This is a genomic window from Ruegeria sp. AB9 (genome assembly GCF_056542585.1).
The window spans coordinates 85,369-107,326 of record NZ_JBQGAA010000013.1; the positions used below are offsets into that span (position 1 = coordinate 85,369).

At 59.6% G+C, this 21,958-nt stretch carries 23 protein-coding genes; 11 read left to right on the top strand and 12 right to left on the bottom strand.

Annotated elements, in window-relative coordinates; all coding sequences use genetic code 11:
* Positions 1 to 121 precede the first annotated feature (121 nt).
* Positions 122 to 925, top strand: coding sequence for an ABC transporter permease (locus ACR0K5_RS20120; RefSeq protein WP_480631325.1), 804 nt, complete (start codon positions 122 to 124; stop codon positions 923 to 925).
* Here ACR0K5_RS20120 and ACR0K5_RS20125 read toward each other — a convergent pair.
* Both ACR0K5_RS20125 and ACR0K5_RS20130 read right to left on the bottom strand, forming a co-directional pair.
* Positions 922 to 2,157, bottom strand: a complete 1,236-nt coding sequence (locus ACR0K5_RS20125; RefSeq protein ID WP_480631326.1) for an MFS transporter — start codon at positions 2,155 to 2,157, stop codon at positions 922 to 924. The two genes, ACR0K5_RS20120 and ACR0K5_RS20125, sit on opposite strands and share 4 nt — an antisense overlap.
* A 105-nt stretch (positions 2,158 to 2,262) precedes the next feature.
* Positions 2,263 to 3,147: a DMT family transporter gene (locus ACR0K5_RS20130; protein ID WP_480631327.1), complete on the bottom strand. Its 885-nt coding sequence runs from the start codon at positions 3,145 to 3,147 to the stop codon at positions 2,263 to 2,265.
* 272 nt (positions 3,148 to 3,419) lie between these two features.
* Here ACR0K5_RS20130 and ACR0K5_RS20135 point away from each other — a divergent pair, with 272 nt between their 5' ends.
* Together ACR0K5_RS20135 and argF are read left to right on the top strand one after the other, a co-directional pair.
* Positions 3,420 to 4,607 (top strand): acetylornithine transaminase, encoded by a 1,188-nt coding sequence (locus ACR0K5_RS20135; RefSeq protein ID WP_480631328.1) that lies wholly within the window; start codon positions 3,420 to 3,422, stop codon positions 4,605 to 4,607.
* A gap of 72 nt (positions 4,608 to 4,679) precedes the next feature.
* Positions 4,680 to 5,606: an ornithine carbamoyltransferase gene (gene argF, locus ACR0K5_RS20140; protein WP_480631329.1), complete on the top strand. Its 927-nt coding sequence runs from the start codon at positions 4,680 to 4,682 to the stop codon at positions 5,604 to 5,606.
* Here argF and ACR0K5_RS20145 read toward each other — a convergent pair.
* Both ACR0K5_RS20145 and ACR0K5_RS20150 read right to left on the bottom strand, forming a co-directional pair.
* Positions 5,603 to 6,196 (bottom strand): ferric reductase-like transmembrane domain-containing protein, encoded by a 594-nt coding sequence (locus tag ACR0K5_RS20145; protein ID WP_480631330.1) that lies wholly within the window; start codon positions 6,194 to 6,196, stop codon positions 5,603 to 5,605. The two genes, argF and ACR0K5_RS20145, sit on opposite strands and share 4 nt — an antisense overlap.
* Positions 6,197 to 6,202: 6 nt before the next feature.
* Positions 6,203 to 6,691 carry a twin-arginine translocation pathway signal gene (locus ACR0K5_RS20150; protein WP_480631331.1) on the bottom strand — a complete coding sequence of 163 codons (489 nt, stop codon included), beginning with the start codon at positions 6,689 to 6,691 and terminating at the stop codon, positions 6,203 to 6,205.
* A 220-nt stretch (positions 6,692 to 6,911) separates the two neighbouring features.
* On the opposite strand from ACR0K5_RS20150, the gene ACR0K5_RS20155 reads away from it, so the two are divergent.
* From ACR0K5_RS20155 to ACR0K5_RS20165, 3 genes are all read left to right on the top strand, one after another.
* Entirely contained in the window at positions 6,912 to 7,742 is an 831-nt protein-coding gene (locus ACR0K5_RS20155; protein ID WP_480631332.1) for a phytanoyl-CoA dioxygenase family protein, read from the top strand.
* Positions 7,743 to 7,863: 121 nt separating this feature from the next.
* Complete coding sequence (locus tag ACR0K5_RS20160; protein ID WP_480631333.1) at positions 7,864 to 8,826, top strand: pirin family protein; 963 nt, start codon at positions 7,864 to 7,866, stop codon at positions 8,824 to 8,826.
* A 79-nt stretch (positions 8,827 to 8,905) separates the two neighbouring features.
* The gene (locus tag ACR0K5_RS20165; protein WP_480631334.1) at positions 8,906 to 9,880 is read left to right on the top strand and encodes a 2-dehydropantoate 2-reductase; all 975 of its coding nucleotides are present in this window, start codon (positions 8,906 to 8,908) and stop codon (positions 9,878 to 9,880) included.
* A gap of 9 nt (positions 9,881 to 9,889) precedes the next feature.
* On the opposite strand, the gene ACR0K5_RS20170 is transcribed toward ACR0K5_RS20165, so the two are convergent.
* The 3 genes from ACR0K5_RS20170 to hrpB all read right to left on the bottom strand — a co-directional run bounded on the left by ACR0K5_RS20170 (position 9,890) and on the right by hrpB (position 14,536).
* Positions 9,890 to 11,368 carry an inorganic phosphate transporter gene (locus ACR0K5_RS20170; RefSeq protein ID WP_480631335.1) on the bottom strand — a complete coding sequence of 493 codons (1,479 nt, stop codon included), beginning with the start codon at positions 11,366 to 11,368 and terminating at the stop codon, positions 9,890 to 9,892.
* Between the two features lie 89 nt (positions 11,369 to 11,457).
* Complete coding sequence (locus ACR0K5_RS20175) at positions 11,458 to 11,916, bottom strand: NUDIX hydrolase (protein WP_480631336.1); 459 nt, start codon at positions 11,914 to 11,916, stop codon at positions 11,458 to 11,460.
* A gap of 166 nt (positions 11,917 to 12,082) precedes the next feature.
* On the bottom strand, positions 12,083 to 14,536 hold the full coding sequence (gene hrpB, locus ACR0K5_RS20180) for an ATP-dependent helicase HrpB (protein ID WP_480631375.1): 2,454 nt from the start codon (positions 14,534 to 14,536) through the stop codon (positions 12,083 to 12,085).
* A 173-nt stretch (positions 14,537 to 14,709) separates the two neighbouring features.
* Between hrpB and meaB the strand changes: the two genes are divergently transcribed.
* The 4 genes from meaB (at position 14,710) to ACR0K5_RS20200 (ending at position 17,424) form a co-directional block, all read left to right on the top strand.
* Positions 14,710 to 15,681 carry a methylmalonyl Co-A mutase-associated GTPase MeaB gene (gene meaB, locus ACR0K5_RS20185; protein WP_480631337.1) on the top strand — a complete coding sequence of 324 codons (972 nt, stop codon included), beginning with the start codon at positions 14,710 to 14,712 and terminating at the stop codon, positions 15,679 to 15,681.
* Positions 15,682 to 15,866: 185 nt separating this feature from the next.
* Positions 15,867 to 16,154, top strand: coding sequence for a 50S ribosomal protein L28 (gene rpmB / locus ACR0K5_RS20190; RefSeq protein ID WP_008756960.1), 288 nt, complete (start codon positions 15,867 to 15,869; stop codon positions 16,152 to 16,154).
* Between the two features lie 406 nt (positions 16,155 to 16,560).
* On the top strand, positions 16,561 to 16,911 hold the full coding sequence (locus tag ACR0K5_RS20195; RefSeq protein WP_480631338.1) for a hypothetical protein: 351 nt from the start codon (positions 16,561 to 16,563) through the stop codon (positions 16,909 to 16,911).
* A gap of 39 nt (positions 16,912 to 16,950) precedes the next feature.
* Positions 16,951 to 17,424: a copper chaperone PCu(A)C gene (locus tag ACR0K5_RS20200; protein WP_480631339.1), complete on the top strand. Its 474-nt coding sequence runs from the start codon at positions 16,951 to 16,953 to the stop codon at positions 17,422 to 17,424.
* 92 nt (positions 17,425 to 17,516) lie between these two features.
* Here the strand turns inward: ACR0K5_RS20200 and ACR0K5_RS20205 are convergent, their stop codons facing one another.
* Both ACR0K5_RS20205 and ACR0K5_RS20210 read right to left on the bottom strand, forming a co-directional pair.
* A complete protein-coding gene (locus tag ACR0K5_RS20205) occupies positions 17,517 to 18,125 on the bottom strand; it encodes an HdeD family acid-resistance protein (RefSeq protein WP_480631340.1) in 609 nt (202 codons plus the stop codon).
* Positions 18,126 to 18,186: 61 nt separating this feature from the next.
* Positions 18,187 to 18,885 carry an NAD-dependent deacylase gene (locus tag ACR0K5_RS20210; protein ID WP_480631341.1) on the bottom strand — a complete coding sequence of 233 codons (699 nt, stop codon included), beginning with the start codon at positions 18,883 to 18,885 and terminating at the stop codon, positions 18,187 to 18,189.
* A 28-nt stretch (positions 18,886 to 18,913) separates the two neighbouring features.
* On the opposite strand from ACR0K5_RS20210, the gene ACR0K5_RS20215 reads away from it, so the two are divergent.
* Entirely contained in the window at positions 18,914 to 19,357 is a 444-nt protein-coding gene (locus tag ACR0K5_RS20215; RefSeq protein ID WP_480631376.1) for a low molecular weight protein-tyrosine-phosphatase, read from the top strand.
* Here the strand turns inward: ACR0K5_RS20215 and ACR0K5_RS20220 are convergent.
* The 3 genes from ACR0K5_RS20220 to ACR0K5_RS20230 form a co-directional block, all read right to left on the bottom strand.
* Positions 19,354 to 20,307 (bottom strand): LysR family transcriptional regulator, encoded by a 954-nt coding sequence (locus tag ACR0K5_RS20220; RefSeq protein WP_480631377.1) that lies wholly within the window; start codon positions 20,305 to 20,307, stop codon positions 19,354 to 19,356. The two genes, ACR0K5_RS20215 and ACR0K5_RS20220, sit on opposite strands and share 4 nt — an antisense overlap.
* A gap of 66 nt (positions 20,308 to 20,373) precedes the next feature.
* Complete coding sequence (locus tag ACR0K5_RS20225) at positions 20,374 to 20,682, bottom strand: hypothetical protein (protein ID WP_480631342.1); 309 nt, start codon at positions 20,680 to 20,682, stop codon at positions 20,374 to 20,376.
* A 169-nt stretch (positions 20,683 to 20,851) separates the two neighbouring features.
* Positions 20,852 to 21,937, bottom strand: coding sequence for a hypothetical protein (locus ACR0K5_RS20230; RefSeq protein WP_480631343.1), 1,086 nt, complete (start codon positions 21,935 to 21,937; stop codon positions 20,852 to 20,854).
* Between the last annotated feature and the right edge of the window lie 21 nt (positions 21,938 to 21,958).

Consider the following 21,958-nt stretch of genomic DNA (forward strand, 5'->3'; position numbering starts at 1 on the left):
GCCTTTCAAAAGCGGAAAGCGGCCCCGGATTCGGGCCGCCTTGGGAAATCGTCTCAGGCCCCTATTCTAAACACTGCAGCCCGAGTTACAAGCTGTCTTCGAATCAGGTTGAGGGCAAATCATGCAGAATCCCGCAGATCAGACCGCGCGCCGCTTTGGAGCGGTCAATTGGATGGGCCTTTACACGCTGGCGCAACGCGAAACCCTGCGCTTTCTGGCGGTCTGGACCCAGACGGTGCTGGCGCCATTGGTCACGGCGGGGCTGTTTCTGCTGATCTTCACCATCGCCATCGGACCCAGCCGACCCGATGTCATGGGCGTGCCGTTTGTCCTGTTTCTGGCCCCTGGGATCATGATGATGACAGTGATCCAGAACGCCTTTGCCAATACTTCATCCTCGATGGTGATCGCCAAAGTGCAAGGTAATATCGTTGATACTTTGATGCCTCCGCTATCGCCGCTTGAGATTCTGCTGGGCTATCTCGCGGGGGGCATTGCCCGTGGCGTAATGATTGCGTTGGTGATTTCAATTGCGTTGTTGGTCTTGCTCTCGATCGCGCCTCAACACCCTTTGATCGCACTGATATTTGTGGTTCTTGGCGGAGCATTCATGGGCGCGCTGGGCCTGTTTGCCGGTATCTTTGCGAACAAGTTTGACCAGATGGCCGCGATTACGAACTTCATCGTCACTCCGTTGGCCTTCCTGTCGGGCACCTTCTACTCGGTTGAGGCGCTGCCTCCTGTCCTGAACCGCCTGACCCATCTGAATCCGGTGTTCTATCTGATCGATGGCTTGCGATACGGCATGATCGGGGTGTCGGACAGCTCTCCGTGGCTGGGAATGGCAGTCTGTGCGTTCGCGACATTTGTGGTTGGTGTCATCACGTGGCTGATGCTGCGTACCGGGTACAGACTCAAGGCTTAACTCGGTTCCACCAGCGCTCCGGGTTGCAAGGCCAGCCTTGGCCTTCCCAGCCGGGGGTGCAGGCGCGCGGCGACGGCCCAAGCGCTGAAAAGGGCCATGCCGCCGGCTGCGAAAACTCCGGCGACAGGTGTCACCAACAGGACAAGCGACGCGACACCGGGTGTCAGAATGCCCGAGACATCGCGATAGCTGGAGTAGATCGCCGACATCTCGGTGCGTTCGGACGGTTTTACCGCCATGAGGAACGGTAATCCGGCACAGATATCCAGCACGATCAACCAGGCAGACCCCAGAACCAGCGCTACAACGGATGCGATTGGCCAGCCCGCGACGATGCCCGCCAAAACAAAACACCCCCCGGCGGCAGCAAATCCGGTCCGCACAGCGGTTTTCAGCGACCGTGCCTGCACCCAGCGCAGAATCAGCGGCGCGCCCAGCAGCATCGCATTCGTGCATGACAACAGGATGCCGCCCAACTGCTCGCCCAGCCCGTTTTCTATGGCAAAAATGGGCAGGTAAACCACATAAATCCACCAACCGCAGGACCGGATCATCGCAAACAGATATCCCGCAACCAATCTGGGTTGCGCAAAGAACCGAGGCAGAAAGGCCAGCGGATTCTTGGTGGGGCCACGGGCCTTCGTGATCAGCTTGCCGTTGCCCAGACGCATCCTCCAGAAAAGCGCCAGCATCGCCGACGCCGCGACAGCACTGATGACAAACGGGGCAGGGGCCCACAGCTCCATCAACAGGACACCAGCCATCGGGCCGCCCGTCCATCCAAGGGCGCTATAGAACATGCGGCTGGTCTCGCAACGGCCAAGTTCAATCTTGCTGATGTAATCCAGCACATAGGCATTGAAGCAAACAAAAGTGATAACAGTGGCCACGGTGTTCAGAGCCAGCGCGCTGACGACGGCCTCCGGACTGCCCTCTATCGCCAGCAAAGCGCTGCCGATGAACATCACACAACCCACGGAATACGCCCATCTGCGTGGAATGAAGCGGATGAGGAAAGGCACCATCAGCCCGACCAGCAACGAAATGATGCCAACCAGGAAATACAGGAAAGACACCGAGGACGCGTCCCCCAGCGCCCGATACATCGCCAGCGGAAAGACCGAGATGAGGATGCCGCGCACTATGGCTTCGCTTCCGGCCAGAATTCCGAAGTCGCGGACCGAAGGGGCGGGTGCGTGGCGCACCCATTCAGGAATACGGCGCTCGTGCATGGCAAACTCTCAAACCAACTCTGTCCAGAATGTGCCCACTGGATCGCGGTTCATGAAAGTTTGCGACATACAGGTCGCCCCTGAGCCGACCTGCCAGGTTTTTTCTCAGGTCCGGCGCTGCACCGCTTCACGCCAGACCAGAATCAATCCGCCGGCCAAGATGGTCGCAGACCCGATCAGGCTGATCCAGTCGGGGATAACATCGAAGACCGCCAAGTCATAGAGGGCGGCAAAGATCAGCGTGGCATAGCTGATCGGGGCCACAAAGGACGCGTCCGCCCGCGCCATGCCGTTGACAAAACACGCCTGCGCACAGGCCATCAGCACGCCGATTCCCACCAATGCACCCCATTGTTGCGGGGTTGGCATCTGAAAGACGAAGCTGACTGCGGTCGTGGCGATCACCAGCCCCATCGAGTTGTTGATCAGCAGGATCTGGATTGGTGGCTCGCGCCCGGACAGCTTCTTGATAAAGATGAGTTCCATCCCGATCAGCGCAGCTGCCGCCAGCGCCAAAAGGGCGGCGGGCTGAAAGCTGGCGGGTGTCGGGCGCAGCAGAATCAGCGCGCCCGTCAGGGCAACGGCCGCTGCCAGCCAACGCCACGGGCCGACCCGTTCCCCAAGCAGCGGAATAGCCAGAACCATGCCAAAGACGGGGTTCAGAAAAGATATCGCCGTCGCGTCCGCCATCGGAATGAAGGCGACCGAGGCGAACATCAATGTCACCCCGGCCCAACCAAAACTTGTTCGCCCGACATGAAGCCCCCAATGAGGCCGCACCAGACGGGGCCGCAGGATTGCAACCACTGACAGGATGGCGAGCAGGGCAAACAGAAACCGCCCGTGACTGATCTGCATCGCATGCATGGGCGGCCCCAAGGCATCCGTCCCCAGCGCCTTGGCCAAAAGCGTTGTCGCCGCGATAAAGGCGGTAGCGACAAAGATAAGCGCAGCGGCAAGCGGTGGATTATGGCCTTTGGGTTCAAACATGGCCAAGCGGTGCGCGGTTGCACAGGCTTTGGCAAGCCCAAAATATGACCGGTGCAAATTACCGGCTTCCCAACCCGCGCGAGCATCGCTATACGGGCGCCATGATCAAACTCGTGCATATCCAGTTGCTCCGACGCCGACGCATCCTTGCGTAACCGGCCTGTTTGATCTTGTGTGCCCTCCAATTCGGCACAAACCTCACCAAATCTGTTGACGAACCGGGCCTTCGTGTATCACTCACGAGGCTCATACTACCTGAAAAGGATGATCCCATGATCCCGTCCGTTCTGCCGACCTATAACCGTGCGCCCCTGACATTCGTGAAGGGCGAAGGCGCCTGGCTGACCGAGGCGGATGGCCGACGTTTTCTGGATCTTGGTGCCGGGATCGCTGTGAACGCGCTGGGCCATGCGCATCCGGCGTTGGTGGCTGCGCTGACCGAACAGGCCCATGCGTTGTGGCATGTCTCGAACCTGTACAACATTCCGCAGCAGCAGGCTCTGGCCGACAAGCTGGTGGAACATACTTTTGCCGATACGGTGTTCTTCACGAATTCCGGTACGGAGTCCTGCGAACTGGCCGTAAAAATGGCCCGCAAGTATTTCTATGACAAAGACCAGCCCGAGCGGGTTGAAATTATCACATTTGACGGATCGTTCCATGGTCGGTCGTCCGCTGGTATCGCCGCCGCCGGATCCGAGAAAATGACCAAGGGCTTTGGCCCACTGCTGCCCGGGTTTGTGCATTTGACCTTCGGCGATCTCGACGGTGTCACCAACGCGATCTCCGAGAAGACCGCCGCCATCCTCATCGAACCTGTTCAGGGCGAAGGCGGTATCCGCCCCGTGCCCGATGCCGAACTCAAAGCGCTGCGCCAGATTTGCGATGACAACGGGCTGCTGCTGATCCTTGACGAGGTTCAATGTGGCGTTGGCCGGACCGGCAAGCTCTTCGCCCATGAATGGGCAGGGATCACCCCGGACATCATGATGATCGCCAAAGGCATCGGCGGCGGCTTCCCTCTGGGCGCGGTTCTGGCCACCGAAGACGCGGCCAGCGGCATGACTGCGGGCACCCATGGCTCGACCTATGGCGGCAACCCGCTGGGCTGTGCTGTTGGTTGCGCTGTATTGGATCAGGTCGCAACACCTGCTTTCCTCGAAGGTGTCAACCGCAAGGCCGGGCTTCTGCGCCAAAAGCTCGAGGGCCTGATCGCCGACCACCCCGAGGTATTCGAAGAGGTCCGCGGCTCTGGTCTGATGCTTGGCCTCAAATGCAAGCCGACCAATAGTGACGTGGTCAACGCGGGTTATGACAACGAGGTCATCACCGTCCCCGCCGCCGACAACGTGATCCGTCTGCTGCCACCGCTGACCCTGACCGAAGACGATATCGCTCAGGCCATGATCCGTCTCGACAAAGCCGCCAAACAGATCGAAACCCAGCACGCAACTGCCTGAGCTTTCATCTTTTCCCAATATTCTGGGCGCAAGGGGGGAACCCCGCCCGCCATCAGCCAAAAGCGAAGCAAAATGAACCATTTTCTCGACATCCACAAAACCGATTCTACCGATCTGCGGGCCATGATCGATCGGGCGGGCGTGATGAAACAGGCGCGCTTGGGCCGTCCCAAGGCAGCTCCTGACGATGAACAACCTCTCAAAGACCGCATGGTGGCACTGATCTTCGAAAAGCCTTCGACCCGGACACGTGTGTCATTTGACGTGGGCGTGCGCCAGATGGGCGGACAGACCATGGTGCTGTCCGGCAAGGATATGCAACTGGGACACGGCGAAACCATCGCCGACACCGCCCGCGTGCTGTCGCGCTATGTCGACATGATCATGATCCGGACCTTTGACGAAACCATCCTGACCGAGATGGCCGAATACTCGGACGTGCCCGTGATCAACGGCCTGACCGACCGCACCCATCCCTGCCAGATCATGGCGGATGTTCTGACGTTCGAGGAACACCGAGGCCCGATCGCAGGCAAAAAGGTGGTCTGGACCGGTGACGGCAACAATGTCTGCGCCTCATTCCTGCACGCCGCCGGTCAGTTCGGGTTCGATCTGACCTTTACTGGTCCGGCTCAGCTTGACCCGGAAGAGGAGTTCATGGGGCTTGCCCGCCAAAAAGGCTCGAAAATCGTGATCGAACGGGATCCGCACAAAGCGGTCGAGGGCGCCGATCTGGTGGTCGCCGACACGTGGGTTTCGATGCACGATTCCCAATCGGCCAAAGAACGCCGCCACAACATGTTGCGCCCCTATCAGGTCAACGCTGAACTCATGTCACACGCTAAACCGGATGCGCTGTTCATGCATTGCCTGCCCGCTCACCGCGAAGAAGAGGCGACATCCGAGGTCATGGATGGCCCCAACTCGGTCATTTTCGATGAGGCCGAAAACCGTCTGCATGCTCAAAAGGCGGTTATGCGCTGGTGCCTCGGCGTTTAACGCCGAATCTGCCAAACCCGCATTCTGGCGAGCGTCCCGGCGCTCGCCGACACGACCAACACGCACAGCGCAACTTTGGTTACAACCTCCATAGTGCCCTCTATCAGCAGCGCGTGCACAACGCTGCCGATGATGGTGATAACGGCCAGCCCTGTGTGGCCCAGCCGCCAGATGCGAAACCGCACGCCCAACCGCTGCCGGCATATCCCTAACAAAGCCGCCGCAAACGCCGCCCACATCGCGGTTACGCCCCAAACCGAAAACGATGTGGGTGAGATGAACAGCAGCGCATCTACAACATCCGGCGGGCTGGTCAGCCACAACCCGGCCACATGGATCACAATCGCCACGATCAACGCCAGTCCACAGGCCCGATGCCAGCGGCGGCTGGCCATCGCGGACAGCCCCGGCAACCAGCGCCCCGCCAACAAAGGCTGCATCAGCAGCAGGCACATACAGATGATCCCGGCAAATCCAGCAACGATGTAGACAGGCTGCCGCCACGCCAACAGCGGGCTGAACGCGGCCGCGACGAACGGCACGGTGACGGCGACGATCAAAGCGCCCCAGATTACAGCATTGCGCGGCACCGAGACTCAGACAGGCTGCAACACGAAATGCGCGGCCAGAGTTGTGTCTTTCGAACTTGCCATGACTGGCCGCAGAAACACTGTCTCGAACTCTCCGCTGTCATAAGCCAGATGCCCATGCGCCTGACCAAAGGCAGGCACGATCTGCGGCATCTCAAGGCGGAACTCCCCCTTGGCATCGGTCAACGTTGCCCCATGGCTGCGCTGATCGCGTTCATGCCCCTCGGTCGTATGTGCCCAGATCTGGATGCGCTGACCGGGCAGGGGGGCCCCGTCTCCTGCGCGGCGCACGGTGCCGGTCATCCAGAACCCGCCGCCACCGATCCGCTCGACAATTGGCGCTCCCGGGCGATAGTTGTTCGAGCCACCGCGCATCGATCGGGTAGGTGCCAGCTCGCTCGCACGAGCAGGCACCAAAAGACCCGAAGCTCCGGTTGCCAGAACGGCAGCACCTTGGGTGATCAGCGAACGACGGGACAGCAACGCATCAGTCATCAAGAAACCTCCAATACGCAATCCATTCAGGTCAGTCTGTGGCTTCAATCTGAATCATAGCATGCTTCTGTCAAATTCCGAGGCTGCGTGCGTATTGAACTAAACGCTCTCACGGTTCTGTGAGCCCGGAAGGGTTCGGCCAATCAAATTTCTTTGACGTATCGTGCTTTGTAGTGCGATGTTCAGGGCCTCTGAGCCACATCGAGATGGTCATTCCACGATGACAGCAGACCTGGTTACAAAGGAAGACATTTCTGCGTTCCAACGCGATGGGGCCGTTGTTCTCCGGTCGAAATTCTCGTCCGACTGGATGTCATTACTGCGCGAAGGCATCGACGCCGATCTTGACAATCCAACCGACAATTTCACCCGCCACACCAAAGATCCGGACGCCCCCGGCTATTTCGAGGATTACTGGGCCTGGAACAAAATCCCCCAATTCACCGAATTTGTTCACAACTCGCCCTGCGCACCGCTTGCCGCCGGGTTGCTGGGGGCACCGTCCATCAATCTTGTCATGGACAACTGGTTCCTTCGCGAAGCTGGCTCTACCTCACGCCCACCCTTTCATCAGGACCTGTCTTATTTCGATTTCGAAGGCACGATGTGTGTTCTTTGGTTGCCGCTGGAACAGGTGACAAAAGAAAACGGCATCGCTTTCGTAAAAGGCTCACACCTATGGGACAAGCTGTTCATGCGGGTGCGGTTTGCCGATGGCCATCCCAGCTATCAGCCCACCGAAATTGCCGGGCAGACCTATCACCCGCCACCCGACGTCAATGCTGACCCTGGCGCATTTGATTTGCTGCAATGGGATTTGGAGCTTGGGGACTGCATTTTCTTCGACATGCGAACGCTACATGGCGGACTGTCATCAACCACCCCGTCGAAAACGGTTCGCCGCTTTACTCTTCGCATGACTGCACCTGATGGTATTATCCGATACCGCGGCGACTGGGCCAAAGAAGAGCGTGCGCAGTTCGAGGCAGCAGGTTATGGCGAGGGGGATCGGATTGACGGACCCTTTTTCCCTCGTCTGTGGCCCCACTAGTCGGACCGGCAAACGCAACCAATCTGTGCGTTTGCGCACTTTATTAATCGCTTTCTGCGGTTATCTCCTGCATGAGCGAACGAAGGCTAACTTGGCAATCTGCAATGAAGGGAGCGCTGAAATGAGTTGGAATCCGACCCACAATCCTGACTGCGTCTCGGAAAACCCGGCACTGGAGACATTGATCATCCCGCGCGCCCGTGACCTGGGCGGGTTCGAGGTGCGGCGTGCGCTGCCCTCGGTGAAACGACAATTGGTGGGGCCGTTCATCTTTTTCGATCAGGTTGGCCCCGCCGAGTTCGTCACCGAAGGCGGCATCGACGTGCGCCCCCACCCTCATATCGGGCTGGGCACCGTCACTTACCTCTATCAGGGTGAGTTCGAACACCGCGATAGTCTTGGTACTCATCAGATGATCCATCCCGGTGAAGTCAACTGGATGGTCGCCGGTCGCGGCGTGACCCATTCAGAACGTACAAGTGAGGAAACGCGAGGCAAGAAACACAGCCTCTTTGGTATCCAGACCTGGATCGCTTTACCAGAAGCGCATGAGGATATGGCCCCCGATTTCGAACATCATAAACAGGCCGCGCTGCCGCAGATTCAGGACAAGGGCGTCAGCGCGCAGCTGATTCTGGGTTCGGCCTATGGCGAGACCAGCCCGGTCACCATGCTGTCGGAAACCTTCTATCTGGACGTGCAGCTTGAACCCGGTGCGTGCTTCCCGTTGCCTGATGATCATGAAGATCGCGGCGTCTATGTCACGCAAGGCTCGGTCCAGATCGCAGGCGACACATTCGACGAGGGCCGCATGATGGTGTTCCGCCCCGGCGACAAGCTGTCGGTCAAGGCGGGCACGCTGGGTGCGCGGTTGATGCTGTTGGGCGGAGCGACCCTGAATGAAGACCGCTATATCTGGTGGAATTTCGTTTCGTCTTCGAAGGAAAAGATCGAAACCGCAACCCGTGAGTGGAAAAGCGCCGATTGGGCCAATGGTGCGTTCCGCCTGCCGCCGGGTGACGATCAGGAATTTATCCCTATTTCCAAAGAACTTGAGCGCACAAAACCCCGTCTGGCCCGCTAGCGCGCGACGTCAAGGGCAAGTGGGCTTGTGTAACGGGCCATTTGCGGTGATCCTTTCCGGGTATACCGGAGGGGGTATCATGAAACTTGTCCTCGCAGGCGCGGGCAGCATTGGCTGTTACTGCGGCGCCTTGCTGGTCCGCTCGGGGCACACCGTGACCCTGCTGGGCCGTGCCCGTGTGCTGGACCCGATCCGTGAGCACGGGCTGACAGTCACGGATTTTGATGGCGTTGATTACAGTGTCCCGACCGGGTCTTTGACACTCAGCGAAGATCCAGGCTGTCTGGGTCAGGCCGAACTCGTCATTGTAACTGTCAAATCAGGTGCCACATCGGACATGGCCGATCAAATAAGTGCCCTTGCACCTGGGGACGCGCCCGTCCTGTCCTGGCAAAACGGGATTGAGGCCGCTGCAACACTGCGCGATGCTCTTCCGGGACGCGACGTACGTGCCGGAATGGTTCCGTTCAATGTGGTGCCAACTGCTCCTGCCACCTATCACCGGGCCACGTCTGGAGAGATCGTCATCCAGAGCGGCCCAGGCGATCTGGCCGCGCAGCTCAGCAGCCCGGACTTTCCCGTCACGTCCAGCGACCAGATCGAGGCCGTGCAATGGGGCAAGCTGGTGATCAACCTGAACAACGCACTCAACGCCTTGTCCGGTCTGACACTTGTAGATCAGCTGATGAACCGTGACTGGCGCAATCTTATGGCGGATCAGATGGCCGAGGCGCTGACTGTACTCAAAGCGGCGGGGCACCCGGTGGCCTCGACCACACCGCTTCCGGCCTGGATGACCCCGTATATTCTACGACTACCGACACCGCTGTTTACACGGATTGCGGCCCGGATGCTGACAATCGATCCGAGTGCGCGAACGTCCATGGCCTACGATCTGATGGCCGAGCGCCAAACGGAAATCGACAGCCTGCAAGGTCATATCATCCGGATGGGCCGCGAAACCGGAGTGCCGACGCCCATCTGCACGCAGGTGTCAGACCTGATCAAACATGCACCCGATCACCCTTTGTCACCGGAACAGATCAGGCTCTGACGGCATCCGTCAGACGAATGCGGTCAGCACCCAGTAGATTACAGCCGACATGGTTGCTGCGGCTGGCACGGTCACAACCCATGCTGCCACGATGGTCATGAAATGCGACCGCCGTACCAGCTTACGACGGCGATGTTCTTCCGGGGCCAGTTGTTGGGTGGCAGTACGCTGCAGGTTTGCCTGCTTGCGCCGACGCTCAGAATGCCACTCGCGGTAGAAGCCGACGCCAAAGACTGCACCAACGGCAATATGGGTCGAACTGACCGGCAGACCCAGCCAACTGGCTACAATCACCGTGATTGCTGCCGACAGGGCGACGCAAAAGGCACGCATCGGGTTCAGCTTGGTGATCTGGCTGCCTACCATCCGGATCAGCTTGGGGCCGAACAGAAACAGACCGAACGAAATCCCGAACGCGCCAATGATCATCACCCACAGAGGAATCGAAACCTTCGAGGCGAAATCGCCGAACTCAGCCGCGTGAACAATCGCTGCCAGCGGGCCAACCGCATTGGCCACATCATTGGCGCCATGGGCGAAACTCAGGAACGTGGCCGAGATCACAAGGGGCAGGCCAAACAGGGTTTTCAGCGAGCGTGTGCGGTTCTCAAGCCCCTCGGATTTGCGCCGGACCCAGGGGACAGTAACGGACCAGGCCAGCAGCCCTGCGCCTAACCCGATCAGCAGCGCAAGCTCAAGATCGATTTTCACGATCCGTTTCAGGCCCTTGACTGACAGATAGGTCGCAAAGGCCCCTGCCATCACCGCCACAAGGATGGGCACCCATTTGCGCGCCGCGGCAATCTTGTCGTCCTGATACTGGATCTTGGCCTTGATCAGCGCCAGAAAACCGGCGGCGATCACTCCTCCCAGTACCGGAGAGATCACCCAACTGGCCGCAATCGTGCTCATTGTGCCCCAGCTCACCGCGCTCAGACCCGCTGCTGCAATCCCGGCCCCCATAACCCCGCCCACGACCGAGTGCGTGGTGGACACCGGGGCACCGACCCAGGTCGCCAGATTGACCCACATGGCCGACGATATCAGCGCCGCCATCATGGCCCAGATGAACACATCGCTGTTCTGTACCGAGGCCGGATCGATAATCCCCTTGGAGATGGTCGAGACCACATCACCGCCCGCCAGCAATGCTCCCGCGCTTTCGGCAATGGCGGCAATCAGAATGGCGCCGCCCATGGTCAGCGCGTTCGCACCAACCGCAGGGCCCATATTGTTGGCCACGTCATTGGCGCCGATATTGATCGCCATATAGGCCCCGAACGCAGCCGCCGCGACGACGATATAGCTGCCATCCGACTGGCCAAACAGAACTGCCGCGGTCAGTCCGGCCAGCACCATGAAAGCCAGCGCGATCCCCGGTGCCAGCAAGTGGCGTGAGACGTGGATATTAGCGGTTTCGACACGCGAAATCCGGTGCAGGTCGCTGTCCAGCGTTTGCCAGCGTGGTTTTGGATTCGTGTCAGACATGAACTTGGTCAGGTGTTGGAAGATCGCCCGCAGCTAACGGTTTCCCGCTACAGGAGCAAGCCGGGCGTCATCAAATAGTTGCGAACTCGTTAAACTTGGCGCAGCAAGGTTTGTAACTCGGGCTCCCGTACCCGTGTGGCCGCGTCAGCTGGCGAAAACCAACTGCGTTCGCGCTGATCGGCCTCGGGAAACTCTTCGGCCAGAGCGCGCACCGAAATCCGGTAGACACTGGTCAAAACCGGCTGCGCCGATCCGTCTTTGAGGATCTTGTCGTAAGTAAAATGGCCGACGGGATCGTTATGAACCGCATCCGCGCGCACTCCGGCCTCTTCCCAAGCCTCCTGCAGGGCTGTTTCCGCCCCGTTCAAGCCATCAATAGGCCAACCCTTCGGGATGATCCAACGTCCGGTGTCACGGCTGGTGATCAACAAAACTTCGTCCTGACCGTCGTGAATGCGGGTGCACAACGCTGCAAACTGCACCCGTCGTGGGCGCAGGAACAGAGGTCGTCCAAACTCTTCCCAGATATTTTGCAGCCATGCACTCATCAGTTTTTGTCGATCCACACTGTGCCTTCAAAGCTGATACGATTTAACAATAGAAATGGTGAGTTTCAATTGAATCTTCCGGTTTTTACCGAATTTGACCGATATTTGAGGGTTTATTTGCTGAATATGTGGTTTTTTAGCCAAAGTTTGGAATTTTCTGAGAGCTCTATTCGCGTCTGCGCTTGGCTCTCAGCGTTGGATCGGCCTGTGTCGGGTCCTCGGGCCAGGGATGTTTGGGGTATTGCGCGCGCATGTCCTTGCGCACATCCGCATAAGATCCCGCCCAGAACCCGGGCAGATCGCGTGTTATCTGGATCGGGCGCTGTGCTGGTGACAGCAGAGTGATCTTCAAAGGCTGGCCGCCAATCGCCGGATGCCGGGTCACACCAAACACTTCCTGTAAGCGAACCGATATTTCGGGCACGGCAGCGCTGTAATCTATCGGTACCTTGCGCCCCAGCGGCGTTTCAAATGACCCCGGAGCGCGGCGGTCCAATTCTTGTGTCTGCGCCCAATCCAGCCGCGCGCGCAGGGCAGGCAGCAGATCGAACCGCTTCCAGTCCTCCGCGCTTTTGACACCTGACAACATGGGCAGTAGCCAGTCGTCCAGTGCGTCCATCAGGCCCTCGACCGAGAAATCAGGCAGCTCGACGTCATCTGCACGCACCAACTCGACCCGGGCCGCCAACCGTGCGGCGGCACCGTTCAGCCGCACGCCCAGGTCGCGCACCCCATCCAGCATCGCGCGCGCCACGGTGTCGTCCGGGACGTCCCTCCAGATACGGTCATCCAGCGTGATTGCGCCGAACCGCTCCTGACGCCGCGACACAACCCGCCGCTCACGTTTTGACCATGCGCAGCTCTCGACCCAATCGATCTGGTCCGCGAACAGATCGCGGATGTCCCGCTCCGAGATCTGGGTTGCCATCCGCACTTTCGCCTCACGTGGGTTACCATCGGTGTCGGTAACAACCAGAAACGGGGCGTTGGCCAGTGAATCCCCGCTGTCCAGAACGACGCCTTTTCCTCCCGACAGCACGTAACGCGGTGCATCGCCCTTTCGCCGCTGCCCAATGCGGTCGGGATAGGCCAGCGCGGCCATGGCGGCAGGGCTGAGGTCACCGGGTTCGCCCTTGGTCTGTTTCCGCAATCGTTTGGCCTCGGCATTGATCCGATCCACGGCCCCCATGTTTACCTGCCAGACGCGGTTTCGTTGAAAGGCGCGCGGGTCGCGCAGCGCCTCTTGCCGCAAGGTGATATCCACCGGCGCGCCGCGCAGGGGGTCACGCTCTGCCATCAGCGCGGCTAAAGGCGCCGCGTTTGACCCGGCACACACAAGCATATACCCAAGCCGGGGATGCAACGGCAGCGCCGCCAGCGCCCGCCCGTGATCGGTGATCCGCCCATTGGCATCCAGCGCGCCCAGCATTGTCAGCAAGGCCCGCGCCTCGGCCATCGTTCCCTCGGGAGGTGGAGTCAAAAAGGCCAGGTCGGCGGCGCCAGCACCCCACAGGGCCAGCTCCAGCGCCAGCCCGGTCAGGTCCGCCGCTTCGATCTCGGCGGGCGGGTAGGCGGCCAACGCGCCTTCTTCCCCCTTCGACCAAAGCCGGTAACAAACCCCTTCGGCCACACGTCCTGCACGTCCTGCGCGCTGTGTGGCTTCGGCCCGTGTCACCCGTTCGGTCACCAGCCGCGACATGCCTGATCCCGGATCGAACCGCGCCCGTCGGGCCTGCCCCATGTCCACGACAACCTTGATATCTGGGATCGTTAGCGAGGTTTCGGCAATTGATGTCGCCAGCACCACTTTGCGGCCTTGCTCCGATGGGGCAACCGCCGCGCGCTGGGCCGCAAAAGGCATGGCTCCGAATAACGGGCGCACCACGCAACTGTCGGGCAATCGTCCGTTCAATGCAGCTTCCGCGCGACGGATCTCACCCTCCCCGGGCAGGAATACCAGCAATCCGCCGCCTGTCTTGCGGGTCTCTCGCTCGGCCTGCGTCACCAGATCGATCAGCGCATCCAGTCGTCGCGCTTGTGGCCCCAACGGCCGATCCAGCCAGCGTGTCTCGACCGGAAAGCTGCGTCCCTCTGATGTGACCAGCGGGGCCGCCATCAACTGCCCAACGGGGTCCGCATCCAGCGTGGCGGACATGGCCAGCAGGATCAAGTCGTCCCGCAGCGCGCCAGTTACCTCAAGGCACAAGGCCAGCCCCAGGTCGGCATTCAGCGAGCGTTCGTGGAATTCGTCGAAGATCACCGCGCTGATGCCAGGCAGGTCCGGGTCAGATTGCAGCATCCGCGTCAGGATGCCCTCGGTCACCACCTCGATCCGGGTGTGCTTGGACACTTTCGCATCACCCCTCACGCGGTAACCGACGGTCTGGCCTGCGCGCTCTCCCAATGTCTCTGCCATCCGCTCGGCCGCGGCACGGGCCGCCAGCCGCCGGGGCTCCAGCATTATGATCCTGCCGTCGCACAGGCCCGCCTCAAGCATTGCCAGAGGAACCCGAGTGGTCTTGCCCGCCCCGGGTGGTGCCTGCAGTACTGCGCGACCGTGCGCACGCAAAGTGCTCAGCAGTTCCGGAATGGCGTCGTTGATGGGCAGGCGTATCGTCATCCGGCCCTTATCCGCCATCGCGCAAGTGGCGTCCAGTTCCCGCGCGGCTGTCGGTTGCTCGCCCCGCACGAAATGACGCAGCTTTGGCATTGATCGTATTTCCTGCTGCCTCCGGTCTGGACAAATGCCCCCGGAGCACGGCAACTATTCCTGCCTCAAGGATTGGGACAAGAATGCAGACAGACAGCCTCAGCGACAGGATATTGAAGGGCGAGCGCCGGGCGCTGGCGCGCGCAATTACTCTGGTGGAAAGCAACCGCGCCGATCATCGCGCACAGGCCAGCGAGCTGTTGGCGCAGCTTGCCGGATCGGGGCGTCAGGCGCTGCGGATCGGATTGTCGGGCACGCCTGGGGTGGGCAAATCCACTTTCATCGAAAGCTTTGGTATGATGCTGACGGGGCAGGGGCTGCGCGTCGCGGTTCTGGCGGTCGATCCCAGCTCTGCCCGTTCAGGCGGCTCGATTCTGGGAGACAAAACCCGGATGGAACGCCTGAGCCGCGAAAAGAACGCCTTTATCCGCCCGTCCCCCAGCCAGAGCCACCTTGGCGGTGTTGCCCGACGTACCCGTGAGGCCATCGCCCTATGCGAGGCTGCGGGCTATGACGTGGTGCTGATTGAAACAGTCGGCGTAGGGCAGTCCGAAACGGTAGTGTCCGAGTTGTCGGACCTGTTTCTGCTGCTGTTGGCCCCCGCAGGCGGCGATGAATTGCAGGGCGTCAAACGCGGCATCATGGAGATGGCCGATGTGATCCTGATCAACAAGGCGGATGGCGACCTGAAGGCCACTGCAACACGGACCTGCGCTGACTATGCCGGTGCGCTGCGACTGCTGCGCAAACGCCCTCAGGACCCCGACAGCTTCCCCAAGGCGATGACCGTATCAGCGGTAGAAGAACATGGGCTGGAACAAGCCTGGGATGAGATGCAATCCCTGGTCCAATGGCGCCGCGACAATGGTATCTGGGAGGCCAACCGCGCCGCGCAGGCACGTTACTGGTTCGATCAGGAAGTGCGCCACGCCCTTCTCGCCCGCCTCGACACGCCGCAAGCCAAGGCCGAAATGGAGCGCCTGAACGCCGAAGTCTCCGCCGGGCATCTGAACCCGGTCAGCGCAGCCGAAGAACTGCTCAGCTCACTGACGTGAGGGGTTGGCCGGGGCAGAGGCCCATCCGACTGCGCAAAATGAAAGATTTCGCGCAGGCCGTCTTGACCCTCCCCGTGATTCCCACTACACGCATCCAACCAGTTTTCGGGCGCGACTTCGGGTTGTGCCCCTTGTGATTTGGCCGAGGGCTTTGTGCCCGGCCTCCAGAAACAAAGGAAGAAACCATGTCGCGCCGTTGCGAACTGACCGGAAAAGGCCCGATGACTGGCAACAATGTCAGCCACGCCAAAAACAGAACTCGTCGTCGTTTTCTGCCGAACCTGAACGACGTAACCCTGCAGTCCGAGACTCTGGGCCGCGGTGTAAAGCTGCGAATCTCGGCAGCTGCGTTGCGTTCGGTTGATCACCGTGGTGGTCTGGACGCGTTCCTGGCCAAAGCCAAGGACGATGAGCTGTCCGCGAACGCTCTGAAAGTGAAAAAGGAAATCGCCAAGGCACAAGCCTCGGCCTAAGCCTTTTCGCTTATGATATTTCAGGCCCTGTACCCCGTGGTGCAGGGCTTTTTCTTTTTGAGTTGATCGTAGTCACTTCGCATTGTTCCCAAATTCGAAATTATTTTTGCTCATTGGTGAATTTCTTCACATACAGAGATTTGAAACTGACCTAACGTCACAGTCATTCATCAGGCGGGGGCCGCATTATGACGTTAAAAAGTTTCTACCTTTTCCTGTTTCTGGCCGCGGTTTTTCGCAAAGCAATTTCGGCTTGCACGCGGATGCAGCGCAGGGTGAACCGGTCACATACCAGCTTCAATACAAGCAAGGTGAAAAGACCGGGAATTGATTACTGAGACCAGCTTCAAGCGCGACCCTTTGGCGCTTGAAGCTACTCTGCTGACTGACCTATACCCGGGTCAGGATGAGACCTGCCATAACAAGATTCCTACCTTTTGTTCTGTCCCTGCTTTTGGTTCTGACCGGGCAGGGTCTTGCTGTTTCGCGTGGTATGGACAGGGCCGTGGGTCAGATGGTGCTGTGCACGGGCACCGGACCGGTCGTTGTCTATATGGACGAAGACGGGCAACCAACCGCACCGCCGCATTATTGCCCGGACTATGCGCTGTCCCTGATGGGAGCGATTGCTGTCGCCCATCCATCAATGCCTATGGCGCCGGAGCAGACGCAGCCTGCGCCGCTGCGACATCTGGTGAATCAGATCGCCTTGCCAGTTCCCGGCACCCCGGCCCGCGCGCCACCTGTATTTGTTTGAAACCAATCTTTTTCAATTCTGACATACAGGAGAGGCACGATGTCCCTCAAAACTACTCTGCTTGCAACTCTGGCTGCTGTGACACTGGCCGTCCCCGCGTTTGCCGAAGGCACCATCAAAGTCGATGACGCCTATGCGCGGTCGTCGGGAAAGACCGCCAAAGCCGGTGCCGCGTTCATGATGATCGAGAATCAAGGTGATGCAGACGACCGTCTGGTCGGCGTGATTTCGGATGCCGCAGCCCGGGTCGAGCTGCACACTCACAAGGTCGATGATAACGGTGTGGCAAAGATGGTGCATGTCGAAGAAGGTTTTGCCATTCCGGCAGGCGAGACCCACATGCTGAAACGCGGCGGCGACCACGTGATGTTCATGGGGCTGACCGCTCCGTTTGAGCAGGATGCCATGGTTCCTGTAACGCTGATCTTTGAAAAGGCTGGCGAGATCGAAGTCGAAATCCCAGTCGATCTGGAGCGTCAGGACAAGGGCGGCCACGGATCACATTCGAACTAAGGCAACGTCTGTCTTCAGGCCGCGCTGCGGCCGTCATCCATGCGTCAGGTCGGGCTCTGCCCGACCTGTTTTTCTTATAGCTGTCGCAAATGCTATTTGTTGACGGTCTTCATGCCGACACGGTCGCCGGCCTGACGGAATCTGGAAGCCAGCCAAAACATGACGGCGGCAATGGCAAGTGCCGAGAATGCGATACCCCATCCCAGCGCAACAAGGGCGACCGCTGGCCAGATCATCAAAATGAGCCCTACGACAAGCGCGACAAACCCTGATACACGCATGGAACCGCGCTGGGGGTCTCTCTCATGCATTTGCCCGGAGGCCGCCAGAGATCCGATTCCAATGATAAGGGCCCATGCGCCCAACAGGAAAAAGGCCAGCTTGACAGTGCCTTCCGGCCAGATCAGCAGGATAAGCCCGATCAGAAGCGCGCCAATTGCCGCGCCGCCCAGAACGCCGCGCCTCCCGACCCCCAATAGCGTCAGACCGCCATCGAGGATCAGCAGCACACCGACCAGCCGCAGCAGTATCGCGATGCTACTCGACGGCCAGAACAGTGCCGCAACACCAACAAGCCCGGCCAGCACCCCGCGCAGCAGAAAGGTCCACCACAGGCTGGAAAGCTGCTCGCCCAGCATGTCGCGCCCGGCCATGCTGCCGTCATCCAGAATTTCACCGGTCCGGGGGTCTTGATCAGTCATGGCTCGTCCTCCAGTCGTTTCGGAGATAGTTTAAACAAATTAAGCAAGCGTTGTCTGTACCTTAAGAGTGCGGCGCAAGCAGTTGGTCGACCCATCGCGGCACTGTCTGAGTCGCCTTGCCAATTACACGTTCGTCAAACCCCGATGCGCCCGGCGTCGGTTCCAGATTGATCTCAATCGTTCGGGCACCCACCGCCTGAGCTTCGTGTACAAATGCCGCCGCCGGATAAACCTGACCAGAGGTTCCGATGGCAGCAAAAAGCGACGTGCTGGCCAGATGATCATAAATCGCGTCCATGTAAAAGGGCATCTCGCCGAACCAGACCACATCAGGCCGGGCGGTGGGCTGCATACAGGCGGGGCAGGGTTCACCAACCGCCATTTCAGTCGGGGCGGTCCACCGATGTCCGCAGGCCGCGCATAACGCGCCAGCCAACGTTCCGTGCATGTGGATGACATCCTTCGCTCCGCCCGCTTCATGCAGGCTGTCCACGTTCTGGGTGACAATTACAACTTCTCCGGGCCAGTCCCGTTGCAGTCGGGCCAGTGATTCATGCGCGGCATTGGGCTGAACCTTGGCGGCCTGAATGCGCCGGGCATTGTAAAACCTCTGAACTAGTGCGGGGTCGCGCGCGAATCCTTCCGGCGTTGCGACATCCTCGATCCGATGTTGCGCCCATAATCCGCCTTCATCACGAAAGGTGCTCAGCCCGCTTTCGGCGGAAATTCCGGCCCCGGTCAGAATGACGATCTTTTCCATTTCACCTCCGCACGTTACACCATGGCCCATGTCACACCGTATCCTCTTTGTCTGCCTGGGCAATATCTGCCGTTCCCCTGCGGCAGAAGGCGTTTTTCGCGCCCGTGCACCGCATCACGTAACCGATAGTGCCGGAACCATGGGCTGGCACGCGGGTAACCCGCCTTATGGTCCGATGCAGGCAGCTGCAAAGGTCAGGGGCATCGACCTGAGTGACCTGCGTGCCCGTCAGTTCACCGCCGCCGATTTCACTCGGTACGACCTGATCATCGGCATGGATGACAACAACATCGCGGATATCGAGGATTTGCGCCCCGCCGGCAGCGACACGCCCGTACGCCTGCTGACCGACTTTGCCCCTGAAACTGGGGCCGACCATGTTCAGGACCCGTATTATACAAGGGATTTTGATGGCGCCCTGGACCTGATCGAAGCGGCGGTCGAGGGCCTTGCCGCCCATCTGGACAGTTAACCGCCGATCACCCGCAGCGGCCCGTTCAGCCAGGGCAGTTTGGCCAGCGCCGGGTCCACGATCTGTTTCTGCATCAGACGCCGTGTCATGCCCGCGACCTCCTGAGGTACCTGGTCGGACCAATCCGTGCGCGCCAGCAGTGATATACTGCGCGAGAAATCCCCGAACGGGGCAGGGTAGGCCTCCAGCCCCTCATGGAATCGTGTCGCGCGCATGAAGCCCAGTGGCGTTGTGATTGCCCAGCCCAGGCCTCGCGCAACCATGGCCATCAGCGCCATGTGTGAGCCGATCTCGAATCGCTCCTCAAACTCCTGCGTGCCGCGCGCCATATGCGCCTCGATCTGCCGACTGATCAGCTGCTCGCGCGCATAGCGCAGAAACGGCAGCTTCTCCTGCACGGCGTCAACCCCGCCAGATCCTTGTGGTGCCACCAGAATGAACGGATCGCGGACCAGAGGATACTCGACCACCCCCTCCAGCACCTCACCGCTATGGGCGGTCACGGCCATATGCAGGCGTTGCTCGGCCAATGCCTCGAACAGATCGAGGCTCGACAGGGTGATCAGCTTGAAATTCGACCGGGTCAGGCTGTCGGCCAGCAAAGTGGCCAGCCGCGGGGTCAGATCATTGTCGAAATCGTCGATCAATCCGATGGACAGCGTGGTCAGATGCCCCAGGTCCATGACTGACAGCTCGCTCTGTGCCATTTGCAGCTCGGCCAGAACCGCCTCGGCGCGCGCAAGGAAACTGCGACCTGCCTGTGTCAGGCGCATCGGTCGGCGCCCGTGGTCCACCAGTTCGGTGCCAAGGGCCTTTTCCAGATTGCGTAACTGCTGGCTGACCGAGGGCTGGCTGAGCCCGGTGATCTCGGCGGCCTGCGCCACCGATCCCGTCCGCGCCAAAGCCTCGAATACCTCAAGGCCCCGTAGGGTCAGACCTTTCATCACCATAAGATACACCTTTCGCTGCGCCATTTCTGGGGCGCAGCGTGGATCAGGTCAAGCGTTCTGAAGGGGTTAGCTACAGATCGCCTGTGCCATCTGGCCAAAGTTCTGATACCGATCCCACAGCGCATCATCGCGCGCCGTTTTCGACATCTTCAATTCCTGCGCCTGATGCGGATCGGTGAACCACTTGGCCACTGTCTTTTGATCGCTGCGGGTCAGCGCCTGATTGGCCACCCGTTGAATGCAACTGCACCGATCCCGCGTCGCCGCCGACCGGTCCGACGCCAGACACGCCCGCTTGATCTGCGCCGCGTCCGCGACAGGAGCCACCGCCGTCAACGACGTGGCGCAAAATGCGATTAAGAGGAACTGTTTCATGCTCATGCCTCGTTTTTGCCTGCCCGGAGGGGTCTGATGCCCCTCTCGGTCTGCGCGGGAGTATGAATCAAACTGGATTCGGGATCAATCATGTGGTGCGAAAAAGTGATTGCGTGAGCGCCAGCGCGTTCCTCACCAACCCGCAGGTCGGGCTTCAGGCAGGCACCGGTTAGGGCAAGAACGGCAACCATTCTTCGATAGCTTTGATTAGCTTGTCGAGCGCATAGTAGCCGCCCACCAGCGGCCCGCCCTGTTTGATCGCTGTAACAATGGCCGTATCCACCGCAAGATCAGCCTTGCGTCCAATCCACTTGGCAAATGCCAAACAACCAACCTTCAGCTTCTGAAGGATTGCCGCAATCCACTCGCGAGCAGGACTTTCCTGCTCCATCGCGGTCGAGAGCTCTTCGGCTGCCTCCCAAATCAATGTAACCGCGCTGGACAAACGCTCATCTTGAATGCTCTCAGGAGGGTTGTTCCCTCCAATACCGTGACGCGCGGGTGTCTGAACGCTCAGGCTTTCCTTTAGTCGCGTTAGAGTTCTCTCGACTTCCCATCGCGCCCGAATGCGCCCGATTTCTTCCGCGACGGCTTCGGGGCCTACCCTCCAAACACCATCGTCAATCAGCGCAACTCGTCGCTGTAGCTCCCATTCCAATGGTATGCCGTTCAACATCCCCTCGTACCACTCAGCCCAAAATTCCCACGGCGTCCCGAGGGCATTGTCGAAGAATTGCTGGGACAAGCTAGCGTAATGTTCAGGTGCCTCGCCATACCATAGTTTGGAGGCGAACACTTGTTCAATGTTTTCAGGTGCAACGGTAAGGGCGGAGGCGTCGGTACTGCGCTCTTGCAAGCCATCCCAATGATAAGTTGTGAGGTGATTACAGAGCTCTTGAATCATGTCGCTAACGTCGAAGGTAGAAGAGAGGGCCGCGTAGAAGGTGCTATCGGCTTCTTTGGGACCATTGCCGACTAAGCCTCTTACGGAGGCAGCATTTAGGTTGGTGACCACATCGGCATTGAGAGCCAGTATCTCCGGATTCGGCCTTGTGGCCGCGAGCCCGGAAACAATACTTGCTCTGAAGCAAGCTAGCAGAAATTGTTGACCACCGATTCTATTCCAGCTGTGACCTGACAACTCAAAAGCATAAGGAAGTTCTTGTAGTGCTGTACGCGCAGCAACTGCCTTAACGGCAACAGTTGGGAGGACTAGTAGATTCTCCTTCAATTCTTCATAGCCCAAATCGCCCACGCGTACCTCCTGCAATTTGAT